The sequence below is a fragment of the Candidatus Allofontibacter sp. genome (assembly GCF_038145245.1).
In the GTDB taxonomy this organism is placed as follows: domain Bacteria; phylum Pseudomonadota; class Alphaproteobacteria; order Pelagibacterales; family Pelagibacteraceae; genus Fontibacterium.
On the sequence record NZ_JAYQPI010000016.1, the window covers coordinates 1 to 16981 of the forward strand.

Genomic DNA, 16981 nt, shown 5'->3' on the forward strand with positions numbered 1-16981 from the left:
TTTTTTACGATGGATTTAAAAGCCTCTGGATTTTGATAAGCTAAATCTGCTAAAATTTTTCTATCAATAGAAATCTTTGTTTTATTGAGACCGTTAATAAATTTAGAATAAGTTAAACCTTGCTCTCTAACGCCAGCATTAATTCTTTGTATCCAAAGTGATCTAAAGTTTCTTTTTTTAGCTCTACGATCTCTATAAGAATATTGTAAAGATTTTTCTACTGACTGCTTGGCTGTTCTAATTGTATTTTTTTTTCTTCCGTAAAAACCTTTAGCAGCTTTAAAAACTTTTTTATGTTTTGCGTGACTAGTAACCCCTCGTTTAACTCGTGACATAAATTATCCTCTTAAACTATTTGGCATATAAGATTTAACAATCTTAGCGTCAGGCTTTGACATAATTGCCATTCCTCTTTGCCTTCTAATTTGAGCATTGGTTCTTTTAATCATACCATGTCTTTTTCCAGCTTGGGGCATCTTTACTTTGCCTGTTGCTGTAATTCTAAATCTTTTTTTAGCTGAGCTTTTAGTTTTAATCTTATACATAAAATAAATACCAGCGGGTTATACTAATATTAAAGATGAAAAACAATAAATATGAAACTGAAGAAACTGTTATTTTAAAGGCTGAATAATGAAGGTCATTTGTTTGCCTTCCATTTTGGGTGCCTGCTCAACTTTACCAGTAATTTTTAGATCACTTACAATTCTATCTGCAAGATCTTGGGCTAATTTTAAGTGCTGCATTTCTCTTCCTTTAAACTTAATAGTAAATTTTACTTTATCTCCTTTAGCTAAAAATTTCTCAGTTGCTTTCATCTTAAAATTATAGTCATGAACATCTGTTCCTGGCCTCATTTTAATCTCTTTAAGAGTTACAATTTTTTGTTTCTTTTTTGCTTGGCTTGCTTTTTTTTGTAACTCATACTTATATTTTCCAAAATCCGTTATTTTACAAACTGGAGGTTTTGCATTTGGAGCAATTTCAATTAAATCTAATCCCTGCTCCTTTGCTGTCATCAACGCATCATTTAATGAAACAATTCCAATATTTTGACCATCACTTCCGATTAATTGAACATCCGTTGCTCTTATTCTGTCGTTTACTTTTGGTCCACGATTTGAAGAACTATTAGACTTAAAATTATTTCTGTTATTTTGAAAATTCTGATTAATAACTATACTCCTAGATTTTTGGTGCTAAAGATTCTTTAACTAATAAATTCACTGCTTCATTTAAAGGTAAGGTATCTTGCTTTTCTTGACCAAGTCTTCGAATTGTAATTGACTGACTTTCTTTTTCTTTAGATCCGCAAATCATTAAAATTGGAGTCTTAGATAAAGAGTGTTCTCTAATTTTGTAGTTAATTTTTTCATTCTTTAGATCGATAATATTCCTTATTTTGTTTTTATCAAGTTCAGCAGATACTTTTTTTGCATAATCATCGAATTCTTGAGAAATTGGAAGTATTGCAACTTGTTTTGGCGATAACCACAAAGGAAGTTTACCTGCATAATGTTCAATCAAAATACCTATAAATCTTTCTAGTGAACCAAATAAAGCTCTGTGCAACATAACGGGATTCTTTTTAACTCCGTCTTTATCAATATAAGTAGCGCCCAATCTTCCTGGCAAATTTAAATCTACTTGCAAAGTTCCACACTGCCAATCTCGACCAATGGTATCTCTTAAAACAAATTCAATTTTTGGACCATAAAATGCGCCTTCGCCTTTATTTATAGAATAATCAAGATTGGAAGCTTTTACAGCTTCTAATAATGCAGCTTCTGCTTTATCCCAAAGTTTATCATCTCCGACTCTTTTTACTGGACGATCTGAATATTTTAAGATCACATTTTCAAAACCAAAGGCTTTATAAATATCTAAGATCAACTTAGTAACTTTTAATGACTCTTCTGTAATTTGATTTTCAGTACAAAAAATATGAGCATCATCTTGTGTAAAAGATCTAACTCTCATTAATCCATGTAAAGATCCTGAACTTTCGTAACGATGGACCTTACCAAATTCTGACAATTTTAAAGGTAAATCTCTATAACTTTTAAGTCCTTGGTTAAAAATTTGAACACAACCAGGACAATTCATTGGTTTGATTGCAAAGATTCTCTCGTCTGGAGTTTTTGTTGTGTACATATGCTCTTGAAATTTTTCCCAATGTCCAGATTTTTCCCATAATGTTTTATCTAGAATATCAGGTGTATTTACTTCTCGATAACCAGCTTCAGTTTGTCTTTGACGCATAAAATCAATAAGCGACTGAAATAGTTGCCATCCTCCTTCATGCCAAAATACGGCTCCTGGACTTTCTTCTTGAAAATGAAATAAATCCATAATCTTTCCAAGTTTACGATGATCTCTTTTTTCGGCTTCTTCTATTCTATGTAAATACTCATCTAACTCTTTTTTATTTCTCCAACATGTTCCATAAATTCTTTGAAGCATTTCATTATTTGAGTCCCCACGCCAATAAGCCCCTGCAAGTTTTGTAAGTTTAAACGCTTTGCCTATTTTTCCTGTTGAAGTTAAATGTGGTCCTCTACATAAATCATGCCACTTACCATGAAAATAAATCGAAATTTCTTCTTTAGTTGGAATACTTTTAATTATTTCCGCTTTATAAAATTCTCCTTTTTTTTTAAAATGTTCTATAGCTTTGTCTCTGTCCCAAACTTCTCTTGTTGTTGGTTCGTCTCGATCAATAATTTCTCTCATTCTTTCTTCAATTTTAACTAAATCTTCATCAGTAAAAGGTTTTTTTCTAGAAAAATCATAATAAAAACCATTTTCAATAACTGGACCAATAGTAACCTGAGTATCATTAAATAATTCCTGAACTGCCATAGCAAGAACATGAGCAGTATCGTGCCTTATGACTTCTAATCCGTAATCATCCTCAAGTGTGATAATTTGTACCGTGGAATCTTTTTCAATAATTTCGCTAAGATCTTTAAAGTTATCATTTACTTTGATAACTAAAGCTTTTTTTGAAAGCGAAGGACTAATAGTTTTTGCAATCTCATGTCCATTAACTTTTCCTGGAAATTTTAATTTTTTCCCGTCTAAAAGCGTGATATTGAGCATGTCTCTTTATTAAACTAAGGATTTATAAATTTCTAGTGTTTTAGAACACATCTGCTCTGCCGTATAATTATTAATAACATTAGATCTACCTTTTGCGCCTAAATCTTTTAAAAGTTTTTTATCTTTTTTTGAGATCTCAATAATCATCTTTCCTAAATCTTTTTCATCATCTGATTTAAATAACCAGCCCGTTTGTCCATCAATAATTGTTTCGTTAGAGCCTCCAATATTACTTGCAAGTATCGGCTTTTCCATTGCTTGCGCTTCGATCGCAACTCTTCCAAAAGCCTCTGGTTCTACAGAGGCAGATAATACTAAGTCACAAGCATTATAAGCTGATGGCATGAAAGCTTCGTGTGATATAATTTTTATATTCTCCTCTAATTGATGAACTCTAATAAAATTTAAAAGATATTCTCTATATTCAGCTCTACCTTGATCGTCACCAAGTATAATACCACTAATATTATTTAATAAATTGTCTTGTTTAAGAAATAATAAAGTATTTAGAAAAAGAAACTGACCCTTCCAAAAAGTTAATCTTCCAGGAAGCAATATTAAAAAATTTGTAGCAGATATTTCCCATCGAGCTCTAACACTATTGCGATCTTCAATATTTAAATTTTTTGGACTAAAATAATTAATATCAATTCCTCTTGGTATAAGAAAAATCTTTTTGGAATAATTATAATTATTTTTTATATGATCAAAAATAAACTTTGATCCAGCAATAACAGAATTACCTTTTAACATAACTGAATTATAAAATTTTTTTAAAGAATTATTAAAATTATAGGTGCCATGAAAAGTAGAAATTAAGGGGACTTTTAACAATAAACTTGCAAAATAGCATGACCAAGCAGGAGCTCGACTTCTAACATGAATAATATTAATTTTAAAAAACCAAACAATAAATAAAATCACAAATATATTAAAAAAAATTATTATTGGGTTTTTACTGTGAACTGAAAATTTAAAAATTCTAACTTTAGTTTGATCAATATTTTTTATTTGTTCACCACCAGAGCATAAAATAGCAGAAAAATAATTTTGATTAGCAATGTATTGACCAATATCTTTACAACCTGTTTCTGCGCCACCAAAATCTAATCTTGGGATAACTTGCAATAAACGAATTTTTTTATCCATCAAATTAATATGCTATACTTTTAACGATGAATAATCCAAAGCAAAATTTTTTTTTAACAAAAAACAATCAAAAAATTCATTATAAATTTATTAATAATAAAAGTTTCACTACAATTATTTTTCTTCATGGTTTAATGTCAAATATTAATAGTAAAAAAGCTAAACATTTAAAAATTTTTGCAAATAAAAATAAAATAAATTTATTATTATTTGACTACAGTGGTCATGGTAAATCTTCAGGGCAATTTACAGATTTTAGTATTAAAAATTGGATAGAAGATTCAAGATTAATTATAAAAGAATTAATAAAAGAAGGTAGAATAGTTTTTATTGGTTCAAGCATGGGGGCCTGGATTGGGCTCGTATTAATTAAATATTTTTATAAAAGAATTAAAGGTTTTGTGGGTATCGCTCCAGCTCCTGACTTTACAGAAGAATTGATATGGAAAAAGCTAAGCATTGTTGAGAAAAATAAAATCAAAAATAATAAAATTTTCAAATTAAAAAGTAGTTATAATAATTTTTACCCTATAACTAAAAAATTTATATTTGATGGACGAAAATTCTTAGTCCTTAACAAAAGAATTAAATGCAATTTTCCAATTCAGTTACTACATGGCATTAATGACTCTTCGGTTCCTTGGAATTATACAATAAGATTAACCAAAACTTTAATAAGTAAAAAATTAAACTTAACAATTATTAATGATGGGGACCACTCTTTATCAAGAACCCAGGATTTAAAAAAACTAGATTTAGTAATTAAAAATATTATTTAAAATATTTCTAAAACCTTCTTTATATGTCGGGAAATATAATCTTACTTTTAAATCTTTTTTAATTTTTTTATTGCTAACTTTTTTTGAGTCTTTAAAAAAATCTTTCATTTCGCCTTCTTTTAAAGAGTGAAATGAAATAAAAGGAGGAATTTTAATTTTCATTAAATCACAAGCGTAAGATATGGTTTTGTCATAAGAAGATGGCATATTATCTGCCACATTATAAACTTCTCCAGGCTTTGAATAAATTAAAGATTTAAATAATACTTGAGCTATATCAACAACATGAATTCTTGAAAAAAAATGATTACTTTTTTTAACACAATGAACTTGTTTATTCGCTAATCGCAAAAATATATTTCTTTCTGGTGAATAAATCCCTGATAATCTGAATATTCTTGTTGGAACAGAATGATAATGGCTTAATTTTAACCATTCGTTTTCGGCTACAATCCTATTTATTCCTGCATTGTTGTTAGTTAGTAATTTGCTTTTTTCATTTACCCATTTGCTATTATGATTTCCATATACACCGGTTGACGAAAGATATCCTAGCCATTTGAGTCTCTTATTTAAAATTATCTCATTATAAAATTTTTCAATAACAATATCTTTTCTATCACTTGGTGGTATCGAAACTAATATATGACTTGCATTTAAAATATGCTTTGAAACTCTTTTATCAAATTTATTACTATCAAAATAAAAACTCTTATAATTAATATTTAAAAAATTTTTATCAGAACTTTTAGATCTTGAAGTTGTAATTAAATTAATTTTATATTTATTTTTTAATAACTCTTTTACGAAATATTTAGCAGTTAAACCAAAACCAAAACAAACTAAATTAATTGATTTAGACTGCTTTTCCATGAACTGCCTTATTCGATAATGGTTGTTTTAGCTTATCTAACATTTCTTTAGGGCAAACTTGATAAAAATAATTCTTTTCAATACTCCATTGTTGAATAATTTTTTTTGAATAAACTGACTGAGTTTCTTTTTCATGTAATTTTATTAAATTTAAAAGAGTGTCATTCCAATAATCAGTTTCAATCCTTTGCCAAATAACCGAGGATGGATTTACATAATTCTCAAAATTATTTTCTGGATCATAAACAAAAGCCATTCCACCTGTCATTCCGGCTGCAAAATTATCACCTATCTCGCCTAATATAATAACTGTTCCTCCTGTCATATATTCGCAACCATTTGTTCCACACCCCTCAATAACTGCTGTAGCCCCAGAATTTCTAACTGCAAACCTTTCGCCAGCCTGTCCTGCGGCAAGCAATAATCCTGAAGTCGCACCATACAAAACAGTATTTCCAATAATTGTATTTTTTGAAGTTTGTATTTCACTATTGGATGCCGGCTTTATAATTATTTTTGCACCCGACAATCCTTTTCCAACATAATCATTTGCATCGCCTGTAACTTCCAATTTGATTCCTGAGACTCCAAAAGCACCTAATGATTGTCCTGCGGAACCTCTTAATTTAATCAAAATATGATCTTCGGATAATTTTTTATTTTTAAACTGCGTTGTAATAATTGAACTTAACCTAGTTCCAACGGATCTATGAGTATTTTTTATTGCATAACTTAATTGAAACTTTTGACCTTTTTCAATTATAGAAAGTGAATCTTTTATAATTTGTTTATCTAAACTGTCAGGAACTTCTTTTCTTTCTCTTTTTAAACAATATCTTGGATTTTCACCTGGATCTGCTTGAACTAAAAGTGGATTTAAATCTAAATCATCTAAATTAGCTGATCCTCTGCTGACTTGTTTTAATAAATCTGTTCTTCCGATAATTTCATTTAAAGATTTAAAGCCAAGGCTAGCTAAGATTTCTCTTACTTCTTCAGCTATAAAAGAAAATAAATTAACAATTTTTTCTGGAGTACCAGTAAATTTTTTTCTTAACTCTTCGTCTTGAGTACATATTCCAACGGGACATGTATTAGAATGACATTGTCTAACCATTATACAACCCATAGCTATTAATGAAGTTGTTGCTATTCCAAAATCATCTGCTCCCATCATTGCAGCCATTACAACATCTCTGCCTGTTTTAATTCCACCATCTGTTCTTAAAATAACTTCATGTCTTAATCCGTTTAAAGTTAAAATTTGATTAGCTTCTGTTAGCCCAATTTCCCAAGGCAGTCCTGCATACTTCAAGCTGGTTAATGGAGAAGCTCCTGTTCCTCCTGAATGTCCACTTATTAAAATTACATCTGCTTTTGCTTTTGCAACTCCTGCAGCAATAGTTCCTATTCCAGTTGAGGAAACTAATTTTACTCCAATTTTTGCTTTAGGATTTATTTGTTTTAAATCATAGATAAGTTGGGACAAATCTTCGATTGAATAAATATCATGATGCGGCGGCGGAGATATTAAAGTAACTCCTGGAGTAGAATGTCTTAAGGTGGCGATTTCAGCTGTCACTTTAAACCCTGGTAATTGACCTCCCTCACCAGGTTTTGCTCCTTGGGATATTTTAATTTCTATCTCATCACAATTATTTAAATATTCTGCTGTAACCCCAAACCTAGCTGAAGCAATCTGCTTAACTCTTGAATTTGCATTATCACCATTATCTTTTGGTATTGCTCTTTTTGCATCCTCTCCACCTTCTCCACTACATGATGCGCCACCAATTCTATTCATAGCAATTGCCAATGTTTCATGTGCCTCTTTAGAAAGAGCTCCTAAAGACATACTCCCGCTTCCAAATCTTTTTCTAATGTCAGTGATAGACTCAACTTCTTCAATTAAAATTGGTTTTTTAATTAAATTGAAATCCAAAAGATCTCTAACATTTAAAGGGTGTTGTTCATTAATAATTTTCGAATATTTTTTATATAAATCATAAGAGTCTGTTGCGACGGCTGTTTGCAACATATGCATAGTAATTGCCTGATTTGAATGCTGTTCTCCACCTTTTCTAAATTTATAAAATCCACCTATTGGTAAACTAATAACATTGCCTCTAAATGCTTTTTGATGTTGAGTTCTAATCATTTTTTCAATTCCTAAAACTCCAATTCCTGAAATTTTTGAATACATTCCTGGAAAATATTCTGCCACCAAAGCTCTGCTTAATCCTAATCCACTAAAATTTAAACCGCCTCTATAAGAACTAATTACAGAGATACCAAGTTTAGACATTACTTTTAATAACCCATCATTTACCGCTTTGATGTAATTATTAACACATTCAGTAAAAGTTAATTTTCCAAAAATTTTCTTTTGAAATCTTTGATAAATGCAATCTAATGCCAAATATGGATTAACTGTGGTGGCGCCAACACCAATTAAAACTGCAAAATAATGTACATCCAAACATTCTGCGGATTTAACATTTAATGTAGTAAATTTTCTAAGACCGCTATTAACTAAATGAGTTTGCACCGCACCAGTTGCAAGAATAATTGGAATTCCAATTTTTGTTGTAGAGATCTTTTCGTCTGTAAGAATAATATGTTTGACTCCTTCTCTGACTGCTGTTTCAGCTTCAGTTTGAAGTCTTTTTAACTCATTTTTTAAATTAACTTCTGAGTCTTCAGTGTCAAAAGTGCAATCTATTTCTCTATATTCCTCATTTAAAACTTCAAATAATTTTTTAAATTGAGCATTAGATAAAACTGGACTCTCTAAAAGATAGCTTTTTTTATTAAATAAATCTTCGCCTAAAATATTTTGTAAATTTCCAATTCTTGTATTTAAAGACATCACTCTATTCTCTCTTAGCGAGTCAATTGGTGGGTTTGTTACTTGACTAAAATTTTGTCTAAAAAAGTGAGATAAAGGTCTATAAACATCAGACAAAACTGCTGCCGGAGTATCATCACCCATTGATCCAACAGCCTCTTTTTGATCCTCCACCATTGGATGCAAAATCATCTCTAAATCCTCAATAGAAATGCCAGCGGCATATTGTTTTTGTCTTAATTTATCACCTTCGAAAGAATTAAATTCCTCTAAATTTTTAAATTTTTTACTAATCTCAACTAAGTTTTGGCTGAATCTTTTGTAAATAGGATTTTTAGATAAAAAATCTTTAATTTTCTTATCATTATAATAGATCCCTTCATCAAGATTGACTGCTATCATTTGTCCAGGACCTACTCTGCCTCTATAAATAATATTTTCTTCTTTAACAGGAACCATTCCAGTTTCTGATCCTGCAAATAAAATTTTATCTTTCGTAATTGTATATCTTAATGGTCTTAAACCGTTTCTATCTGTTGCAGCTAAAATCCAATTACCATCAGTTGCAGCGATTGCTGCTGGTCCATCCCAAGGTTCTATAACCGAATTTAAATAATTATACATATCTCTATATGCTTGAGGAATAATTTTGCTTCTTTTGGACCATGCCTCTGGCATCAACATCATTTTAACAAGAGGTAATAATCTTCCTGATCTTGTTAACAATTCAAAGACCGCATCAAGACAAGCTGTGTCAGAACTACCTGATTTTAAAATTGGTTTTAGTTCATCGATATTTGGATATAAATCAGACTCGAGTCCTTGTTCATGAGTCTTCATCCAATTCATATTTCCTTTTAAAGTATTAATCTCACCATTATGAGCTAAAATTCTAAAGGGCTGAGCAAGTTCCCAGCTTGGAAATGTATTTGTTGAATATCTTTGATGAAAGATTGAAAATCTGGAAATAAATCTTTTATCTAACAAATCTGGATAAAAATCAGACAAATGTTCAGCAAGAAACATTCCTTTATAAATTATTGATCTTGAACTAATTGATGAAATATAAAAATCTTTTAATTGAGATTGAGCAATATTTTTTTCAATTTTTTTTCTAACAATATAGATATTTTTTTCTAATTCCTCTGGTCCTGTTTTTTTCACTGGAGAAAATAATATTTGTTCAATTTCTGGTCTAGTATCGTTCGCTTTAATTCCAAGAACTTTTGCTTTTACAGGAACATGTCTCCATCCAAAAATGTAAAAATTATTAGAAAGCAGTTCATGCTCAACGATAGTTCTGCAAGCTTCTTGAGCTCCATAATCATTCCTTGGTAAAAAAATCATACCAACGCATAATTGATCGTTTTTATGAGTTTGATGTCCTGTTATTTTTATTTGTTCTTCGAAAAAGTCTTTCGATAGCTCAACATGAATTCCAGCTCCATCACCAGTTTTACCATCTTTGTCTACAGCCCCTCTGTGCCAAACTGCTTTGAGAGCCTCAATCCCATTTTCAACTACTTCCCTTCTTGGTTTTCCATCAATAGAGGCAACAAAACCAACTCCGCATGCGTCGTGTTCATCCTCTTTATTATAAACTCCTGCCTTAATGAGTTTTTGCAAATTTTGATCTAAAATTTTCATAAATAATTAAGCAACCATTCTTTTTTTTAATGATTTAGAAATTTTATTTTTTAAGTAAATATCCATAGCTTCAGCAGCATCTCTTCCATCTTTAATTGCCCACACTACTAAAGAAGCCCCTCTAACAATGTCTCCCGCTGCAAAAACTCCATCTAAATTTGTCTGCATTGTTTTAAGATCTATTTTAATAGTTCCCCATTTAGATACATCAAGTTTAGGCTCTGAAAATAAATTTGGAATGTCTTCAGGGTCAAATCCTAAAGCTTTGATTACCATATCTGCTTTAATTTTGATTTCGGCGCCCTGAATGATTTCAGGTTTTTGCCTTCCAGTTGCATCAGCTTGTCCTAATTTCATTTTATCAAGAAGGACTTCCGTTACTTTTCCATTTTTTCCAATAAATTCTTTTGGATTTGTAAGCCATTGAAAATCTACTCCTTCTTCTTCAGCGTTAACCACTTCTCTTGCAGAGCCTGGCATATTTTTTTTATCTCTTCTATATAAACATTTAACTGATTTGGCATTTTGTCTAATTGAAGTTCTAACACAATCCATTGCTGTATCGCCTCCTCCTATTACAACAACATCTTTTCCTTCTGCATTTAAATATCCTTCATCAAACATTTTTACTTTATCTCCCAAACCTTTTTTATTTGAAGCTGTTAAAAATTCCATTGCTGGATAAATATTTTTAAGATTCGATCCTGGGATTTCTACTTCCCTAGCTTTATATACTCCTGTTGCAATTAATATTGCATCATGTTTTTTCTTAAGTTCAGATAAAGTTGCATTTTTTCCGACTATAAAATTTAATTCAAATTTTATTCCTCCGTCTTTTAAAAGCTTTGTTCTTCTTTCCACAATATTTTTTTCTAATTTAAAATTTGGAATTCCATAAATTAATAGTCCTCCAGGTCTATCGTATTTGTCATAAACAGTTATTTCATATCCAATTTTTCTAAGCTGTTCTGCAGCTGCAAGACCGGCTGGTCCTGCACCTACAATGCCAACACTTTGTGTTAAATTTTTTTTAATTTTAATTGGTTTTATCCAACCCTCTTCAAAAGCTGTATCGGTAATAAATTTTTCTATTGATCCGATTGTAACTGTACCATGTCCAGCTCTTTCAATTACGCAATTTCCTTCACAAAGCCTATCTTGAGGACATATTCTTCCACAAACTTCAGGCATATTGTTAGTCGCTGAAGAAATTTCATAAGCTTCTTCTAATCTGCCTTCAGCTGTTAACTTTAACCAATCAGGAATATTATTTGAAAGCGGACAATGAATTTGGCAATAAGGAACTCCACACTGCGAGCATCTGCTAGATTGCTCTTCTGCTTTTGGAGCAATATAACTTTTATAAATTTCAGAAAAATTCTTAACCCTTTGAGATGAGCTTAATTTTTCTGGCGTTTGCCCTTTTGTACTAACAAATTTGAGCATTTTTTCTGACATTGATGAAAATACCTAAAATTTAGTGTTTTTTGATATTATTCACATAAAAGCTAGATATTTAAAAGATAAATTAGGTCAGTAATAATGAATCAATTTGAATGAATTATCATAACATAAGTAAAATCAAGGTTTTCTTATTAGTATTCAATTAATAATTGTAAACAATATTTAACTAATAATTAAATTTATAAAGTTATCTAGCTAGACTAAAGCTTTAATTATGGATGAGCTAATAAAAATAATAATTCTTGGAATTGTGCAAGGTATCGCAGAATTTTTGCCTATCTCATCTAATGCTCATCTTATCATGGTAGAGCAATTATTAAATTATCATAATCATAATGAGATTTTAAATCTTGTTTTTCATTTAGGTTCTTTACTTGCAATTATCACTTACTTTTTCTCAGAGCTTTTGGGATTATTAAAAAAACCTAAGATGATTTTTAATATAATAACAGCAACTATACCTGTAATTATCGTTGGATATTTTGTTCATAAATTTCGCCTTATAAATTATGAATATTTTTCAATAAAAATAATTGCTATTACTTTAATTGTTTTTGGGATTATTCTTTTTATTAGTGATAAAATCAATCATTCAAAAATATTATATAAAGATCTTAATTTAAAAAGTTCTTTAATAATTGGGCTATTTCAAATTATTTCTCTTATTCCCGGAGTAAGCAGATCTGGCATTACATTAACCGCTGGACGTTTTTTGGGTTATTCAAGATTTGAAGCTGCAAAATTTTCTTTCTTTTTATCAATACCAACAACTGCTGGTGCGTGTTTTCTTGGTGTCTTAGATTTAATTAAAACAAATAATTCTGATTTAAATTATATTGCAATAGTAGCATTTATTGCCTCTTTTCTTTCTTCTTATCTTACAATAAAATTTTTTTTATCTTTTATTTCTAGATTTAACTTAAATATTTTTATTTATTACAGAATAATTCTTGGTGTATTTATATTATTATTTATTTAACGAATAACCTGATTAAAAATATAATTAGGCAAAACTATCTCAACAGTTCTTGTTGAAATTTTAAGTTCTTTAAAACCTGGATATTCATTTGAACATATATTATCTGATTTTAAAATCTCTAACTGATCTTCAGTAATTAAAGGATTGGGTAATAATTGCATTATTTTTGCTTGAGCTCTCGCTATAAAGTCTGGCAGTTCAATTACAAATCTTTTTTTTTTTAACGAGACAAGTAAAGTCTCAATCAATTCTTTAAAAGTATAAACTTTAGGACCACCCAATTCATAAATTTGATTAGAGTTAATTTCTTCTAAAATTTTAATAATAGCATCCGTAACATCTCCAACGTAGCATGGTTGAAATTTTGTCTTAGCGCCTGCAAGAGGAATAATAGGCAAAAGGTTTATTAATTTATTAAATAAATTAAAAAAATTATCATTTGTTCCAAACACAATACTAGGACGTAGAATGATTGAATTCTTAAAATTATTAATAATTACATCTTCACCTTGAAACTTTGATTTAATATACAAAGAGCTAGAATCTTTCTTTGCTCCTAATGCTGAAATATGGATAAATTTTTTAGTAACATTTTTATCTAAAATACTTGTCAAAAATTTTGGAAATAAATGATGAACATGATCAAATCTTTGATTTCTTTTTTCATGCAAAATTCCTACACAATTAATCACAAATTCTGAACTTTTAATAAATTCATTAAGATTTGAAAAATCAAAAGGATTAAATTTTAAAACTTCAATTTGACCTGGTTCTCCCATTGGTTTGAGATAACCATGAAGATATGGATTTCGCGTTGGAACAATTATTTTAAACCCTTTTTTTGCAAGTTTAGCTATTAGATTTCGACCTATAAATCCTGTTCCACCAAAGACTGTTATTGTTTTTTTTTCTGCCATTGTTTAATCATAATAATTAACGATAATATCTTTTATTTAAGAATAACATGAAAGTCAAAATCCATAAAAACGATCTTCCTAATAATTTAAATTTGGGAAAAATTATTGCTATTGATACTGAAACAATGGGTCTTGATTATAAAAGAGATCCACTTTGTCTTGTACAAATAACTTCTGGGAATAAAGAGGTTCATTTAATTCAAATTAACAGAAAAACATTTAAAGCTGATAATTTAAAAAAAATATTAGAAAATGATGATATTAAAAAAATTTTTCAATTTGCAAGATTTGATCTTGCTGTTTTAAATTATTACTTAAAAGTAGATATTAATAATGTTTATTGTACAAAAATTGCATCAAAGATTGGCAGAACCTATACAGATAAACACGGTCTTAAGGATTTATGTAAAGAACTTTTAAATATTGAATTATCAAAACAAATGCAAAGTTCTGACTGGGGTACCGAAACTTTAACTGAACAACAAATAAATTATGCGGCATCAGATGTTTTATATTTACATAAAATAAAAGAAGAGCTTGATAAAATTTTAATTAGAGAAAATCGAATGGAACTAGCAGAACATTGTTTTAAATTTTTGAAACACAGAGTAACCTTAGATCTTGCTGGCTGGAATAACCAAGATATTTTTGCGCACTAAATGATAAAAAATCAAAAGATTAATTTTGCAAAAGAGGTAATTTTTCAAGAAATTAATGCACTTAAAAAATTATCTAAATCTTATAATTCTAATTTTATTAAAGCCATCGACCTCATCCAAAAATGTAAAGGAAAAATAATTTGTGTTGGAATGGGAAAATCTGGACATATTATTAGAAAGATTTCTGCAACATTAAGTTCCGTGGGTGTACCTTCTGTTTATTTGCATCCATCCGAAGCTGCCCATGGAGATCTTGGTGCTTGCAACCCAAAACAAGATTGTTTTTTGATTATGTCTTATTCTGGAAATACCGATGAGTTAAAAAGTATCTTAAATTATGCACATAAATTTAAAATGCCAATTATTGGTGTCGCATCGAGAGAAAATTCAACTTTGATTAATGCAAGCAGTATTAAAATTGTTCTTCCAAAAGTAAAAGAGGCAGGTCTTGATATTGTACCAACAAGCTCAACCTCTATGTTACTTGCATGGGGAGATAGTATCGCAATTACGTTAATGAAATTAAATAAATTTAGCAAAGAAAAGTTCGCCGTTTATCATCCATCAGGTGCATTAGGAAAACAACTTACGCGTGTTAAAGATATTATGATTAAAAAAAAAGATGTGCCATTCATAAATGAAAGTGCATCTGTAAAAAGTGTAGTTATTCAAATTACCAAAAAGACTTATGGATGCGTGCTGGTTGTAAACAAATCTAAAAAAGTTACAGGAATTATAACCGATGGAGATATTAGACGTTCAATCCATAAAAATAACTTTTTAGAAAAAACTGCAAAAGAAGTAATGACTAAAAAACCAAAAATGATTTCTGAAGATACGCTTGCAGGATCTGCTCTTGATTTAATGAATAAAAAAAAAATTACTTCTCTTATTATTAAGGGTAAAAATAATAATTACGGACTAATTCACATACATTCTCTTATTAGTTTTGGAGTTTAATGAAACTCAATACAATCAGAAAAAAACAGCTAACAATTATAGGAGTTGGACTTGCAATAATTTTTATTGTCTATTTTGTTTATCCAACGATTAATACTTTTAGATTAAAACTTACATCAAAAAATATAAAACCTACAGAAGGTGCTGAAAGTAACGTTTTTGAAAACATAAGTTATATCGGAGTAGATGCAAGCGGGAAACAATATAATGTTAGAGCAAAGCTGGCTACCATTGACAAAGATAATCAAGATCTCATAGCATTAAAAGAAGTGGACAGCGATTTTTTATTAAAAGATGGTAGCATAATAAAAATTGTAAGTAGAACAGGTTTATTTAACAAAACAACAAATGACATTTTGTATGAACAGAATGTTAAGATAACTCAAAAAGATGGTGTAGTAACTGCAAATCGTGCTGAATACCTTGTGAAATCAAATAATATATTTGTAAGCGGCAATGTAATCGCAGATTTTATTGAAACTGACTCAAAAACCAAAAAGCGACGCACTAGTCAAATTAAAGCGGATAAGGTAATAATTGATACCTTTAAAAAAACTGTTGAAGTTGTAATGGAAGAAAAAGGTAAACAGGTCACTGGAACATTAAGTAATGAAAGATAAAGATCAAAAATTAACAATTATATCTAACAAAAAAGTAATTAAAAGATTTGCAGCTGTTGCTGATTCTAATATCTCAGATTTTTCGGAAAAAATTATTGAACATAAAAATAAAACTCAAGAAGAAAAACCTTTTATTCTCTCCAAAGATAATCTCGTAAAAGATGAAAATATAGTTCTAGAAAATAAAACAACAATTGAAAAACCAGTAGAAGAGAAAATTATTGAACCTGCAGTTATAAAAAAAGTTAATAAAAAATTAAATAATAATATTTTTAAGCTAATTTCTGACGATTATTATTATAATAGAGATCCATCAACTCTTGAAATTAGTCATCTAACAAAAATAATTAAAAAAAGAGTTATTCTTAAAGATGTAAGTGTAAGTGTTAATCCCCAAGAAATTGTTGCTCTACTTGGACCAAATGGTGCTGGTAAGACAACTTTGTTTTCTATAGTCCTTGGGATTTTAAATCCAACCCAAGGTAAAGTCATTTTTAATAATAAAGTAATTAATGAACTTCCCATTCATATGCGTGCAAAAGAAGGAATTAGTTATCTTCCACAATCTAGATCAATCTTTAGAGGTTTAACTGTGGAAGAAAACATAAGAGCAGTTGCAGAAGTTGCTATCAAAGATCAAGAAAAAGAGGACGAATTAGTTGAACATTTATTAAATGAATTTAAAATTGCACACCTTAGAACTGCTTCAGCATTAAGTCTTTCTGGTGGAGAAGCTAGAAGAGTTGAAATAGCAAGGTGTTTAACAACTTCTCCTAAAGTTTTGTTATTAGACGAACCATTTGCCGCCTTAGATCCTATTGCAATAATTGAGCTCAAGGAAATGCTTAGACACCTAAAAGATAAAGGTATTAGTATCTTTATTACCGATCATAACGTTAAGGAAACTCTCGATATTGTTGATAGAGCTTACATTATTAATAATGGGGAATTGATTGCTGAAGGATCTCCAAAAGAAATTGTTGA

The 16981-nt window shown here is 29.5% G+C and carries 15 protein-coding genes; 6 read left to right on the forward strand and 9 right to left on the reverse strand.

Annotated elements, in window-relative coordinates; genetic code table 11:
• The 5 genes from rplT to AC8IGH_RS03275 all read right to left on the reverse strand — a co-directional run.
• On the reverse strand, positions 1-335 hold a 335-nt coding region (gene rplT, locus AC8IGH_RS03255; RefSeq protein ID WP_507419285.1), incomplete at its 3' end, for a 50S ribosomal protein L20.
• A gap of 3 nt (positions 336-338) precedes the next feature.
• Positions 339-545 carry a 50S ribosomal protein L35 gene (gene rpmI / locus AC8IGH_RS03260; RefSeq protein ID WP_507419286.1) on the reverse strand — a complete coding sequence of 69 codons (207 nt, stop codon included), beginning with the start codon at positions 543-545 and terminating at the stop codon, positions 339-341.
• 69 nt (positions 546-614) lie between these two features.
• Positions 615-1175, reverse strand: coding sequence for a translation initiation factor IF-3 (infC, locus tag AC8IGH_RS03265; RefSeq protein ID WP_507419299.1), 561 nt, complete (start codon positions 1173-1175; stop codon positions 615-617).
• 10 nt (positions 1176-1185) lie between these two features.
• On the reverse strand, positions 1186-3102 hold the full coding sequence (gene thrS, locus AC8IGH_RS03270; RefSeq protein WP_507419287.1) for a threonine--tRNA ligase: 1917 nt from the start codon (positions 3100-3102) through the stop codon (positions 1186-1188).
• 9 nt (positions 3103-3111) lie between these two features.
• A complete protein-coding gene (locus tag AC8IGH_RS03275) occupies positions 3112-4251 on the reverse strand; it encodes a glycosyltransferase (RefSeq protein ID WP_507419288.1) in 1140 nt (379 codons plus the stop codon).
• Positions 4252-4277: 26 nt separating this feature from the next.
• Here AC8IGH_RS03275 and AC8IGH_RS03280 point away from each other — a divergent pair, with 26 nt between their 5' ends.
• Positions 4278-5030 (forward strand): alpha/beta hydrolase, encoded by a 753-nt coding sequence (locus tag AC8IGH_RS03280; protein ID WP_507419289.1) that lies wholly within the window; start codon positions 4278-4280, stop codon positions 5028-5030.
• On the opposite strand, the gene AC8IGH_RS03285 is transcribed toward AC8IGH_RS03280, so the two are convergent.
• The 3 genes from AC8IGH_RS03285 to AC8IGH_RS03295 are packed head-to-tail and all read right to left on the reverse strand — an operon-like array spanning position 5007 to position 11856.
• Positions 5007-5903, reverse strand: a complete 897-nt coding sequence (locus tag AC8IGH_RS03285) for a Rossmann-fold NAD(P)-binding domain-containing protein (RefSeq protein ID WP_507419290.1) — start codon at positions 5901-5903, stop codon at positions 5007-5009. The genes AC8IGH_RS03280 and AC8IGH_RS03285 overlap by 24 nt on opposite strands.
• Positions 5887-10398, reverse strand: coding sequence for a glutamate synthase large subunit (gltB, locus tag AC8IGH_RS03290; protein ID WP_507419291.1), 4512 nt, complete (start codon positions 10396-10398; stop codon positions 5887-5889). Before gltB ends, AC8IGH_RS03285 begins: the two co-directional genes overlap by 17 nt.
• A gap of 6 nt (positions 10399-10404) precedes the next feature.
• Positions 10405-11856 carry an NAD(P)-dependent oxidoreductase gene (locus tag AC8IGH_RS03295; protein ID WP_507419292.1) on the reverse strand — a complete coding sequence of 484 codons (1452 nt, stop codon included), beginning with the start codon at positions 11854-11856 and terminating at the stop codon, positions 10405-10407.
• Positions 11857-12076: 220 nt separating this feature from the next.
• Here AC8IGH_RS03295 and AC8IGH_RS03300 point away from each other — a divergent pair, with 220 nt between their 5' ends.
• On the forward strand, positions 12077-12841 hold the full coding sequence (locus tag AC8IGH_RS03300) for an undecaprenyl-diphosphate phosphatase (RefSeq protein WP_507419293.1): 765 nt from the start codon (positions 12077-12079) through the stop codon (positions 12839-12841).
• Here AC8IGH_RS03300 and AC8IGH_RS03305 read toward each other — a convergent pair.
• Positions 12838-13758: a complex I NDUFA9 subunit family protein gene (locus AC8IGH_RS03305; protein WP_507419294.1), complete on the reverse strand. Its 921-nt coding sequence runs from the start codon at positions 13756-13758 to the stop codon at positions 12838-12840. The two genes, AC8IGH_RS03300 and AC8IGH_RS03305, sit on opposite strands and share 4 nt — an antisense overlap.
• 47 nt (positions 13759-13805) lie before the next feature.
• Here AC8IGH_RS03305 and AC8IGH_RS03310 point away from each other — a divergent pair, with 47 nt between their 5' ends.
• The 4 genes from AC8IGH_RS03310 to lptB form a co-directional block, all read left to right on the forward strand.
• On the forward strand, positions 13806-14417 hold the full coding sequence (locus tag AC8IGH_RS03310; protein ID WP_507419295.1) for a ribonuclease D: 612 nt from the start codon (positions 13806-13808) through the stop codon (positions 14415-14417).
• Positions 14418-15377: a KpsF/GutQ family sugar-phosphate isomerase gene (locus AC8IGH_RS03315; protein WP_507419296.1), complete on the forward strand. Its 960-nt coding sequence runs from the start codon at positions 14418-14420 to the stop codon at positions 15375-15377. It abuts the gene before it with no gap.
• Positions 15377-15997 carry an LPS export ABC transporter periplasmic protein LptC gene (gene lptC / locus AC8IGH_RS03320; protein WP_507419297.1) on the forward strand — a complete coding sequence of 207 codons (621 nt, stop codon included), beginning with the start codon at positions 15377-15379 and terminating at the stop codon, positions 15995-15997. Before AC8IGH_RS03315 ends, lptC begins: the two co-directional genes overlap by 1 nt.
• A partial coding sequence (gene lptB / locus AC8IGH_RS03325; RefSeq protein ID WP_507419298.1) for an LPS export ABC transporter ATP-binding protein occupies positions 15987-16981 on the forward strand: 995 nt, incomplete at its 3' end. The genes lptC and lptB, both read left to right, overlap by 11 nt.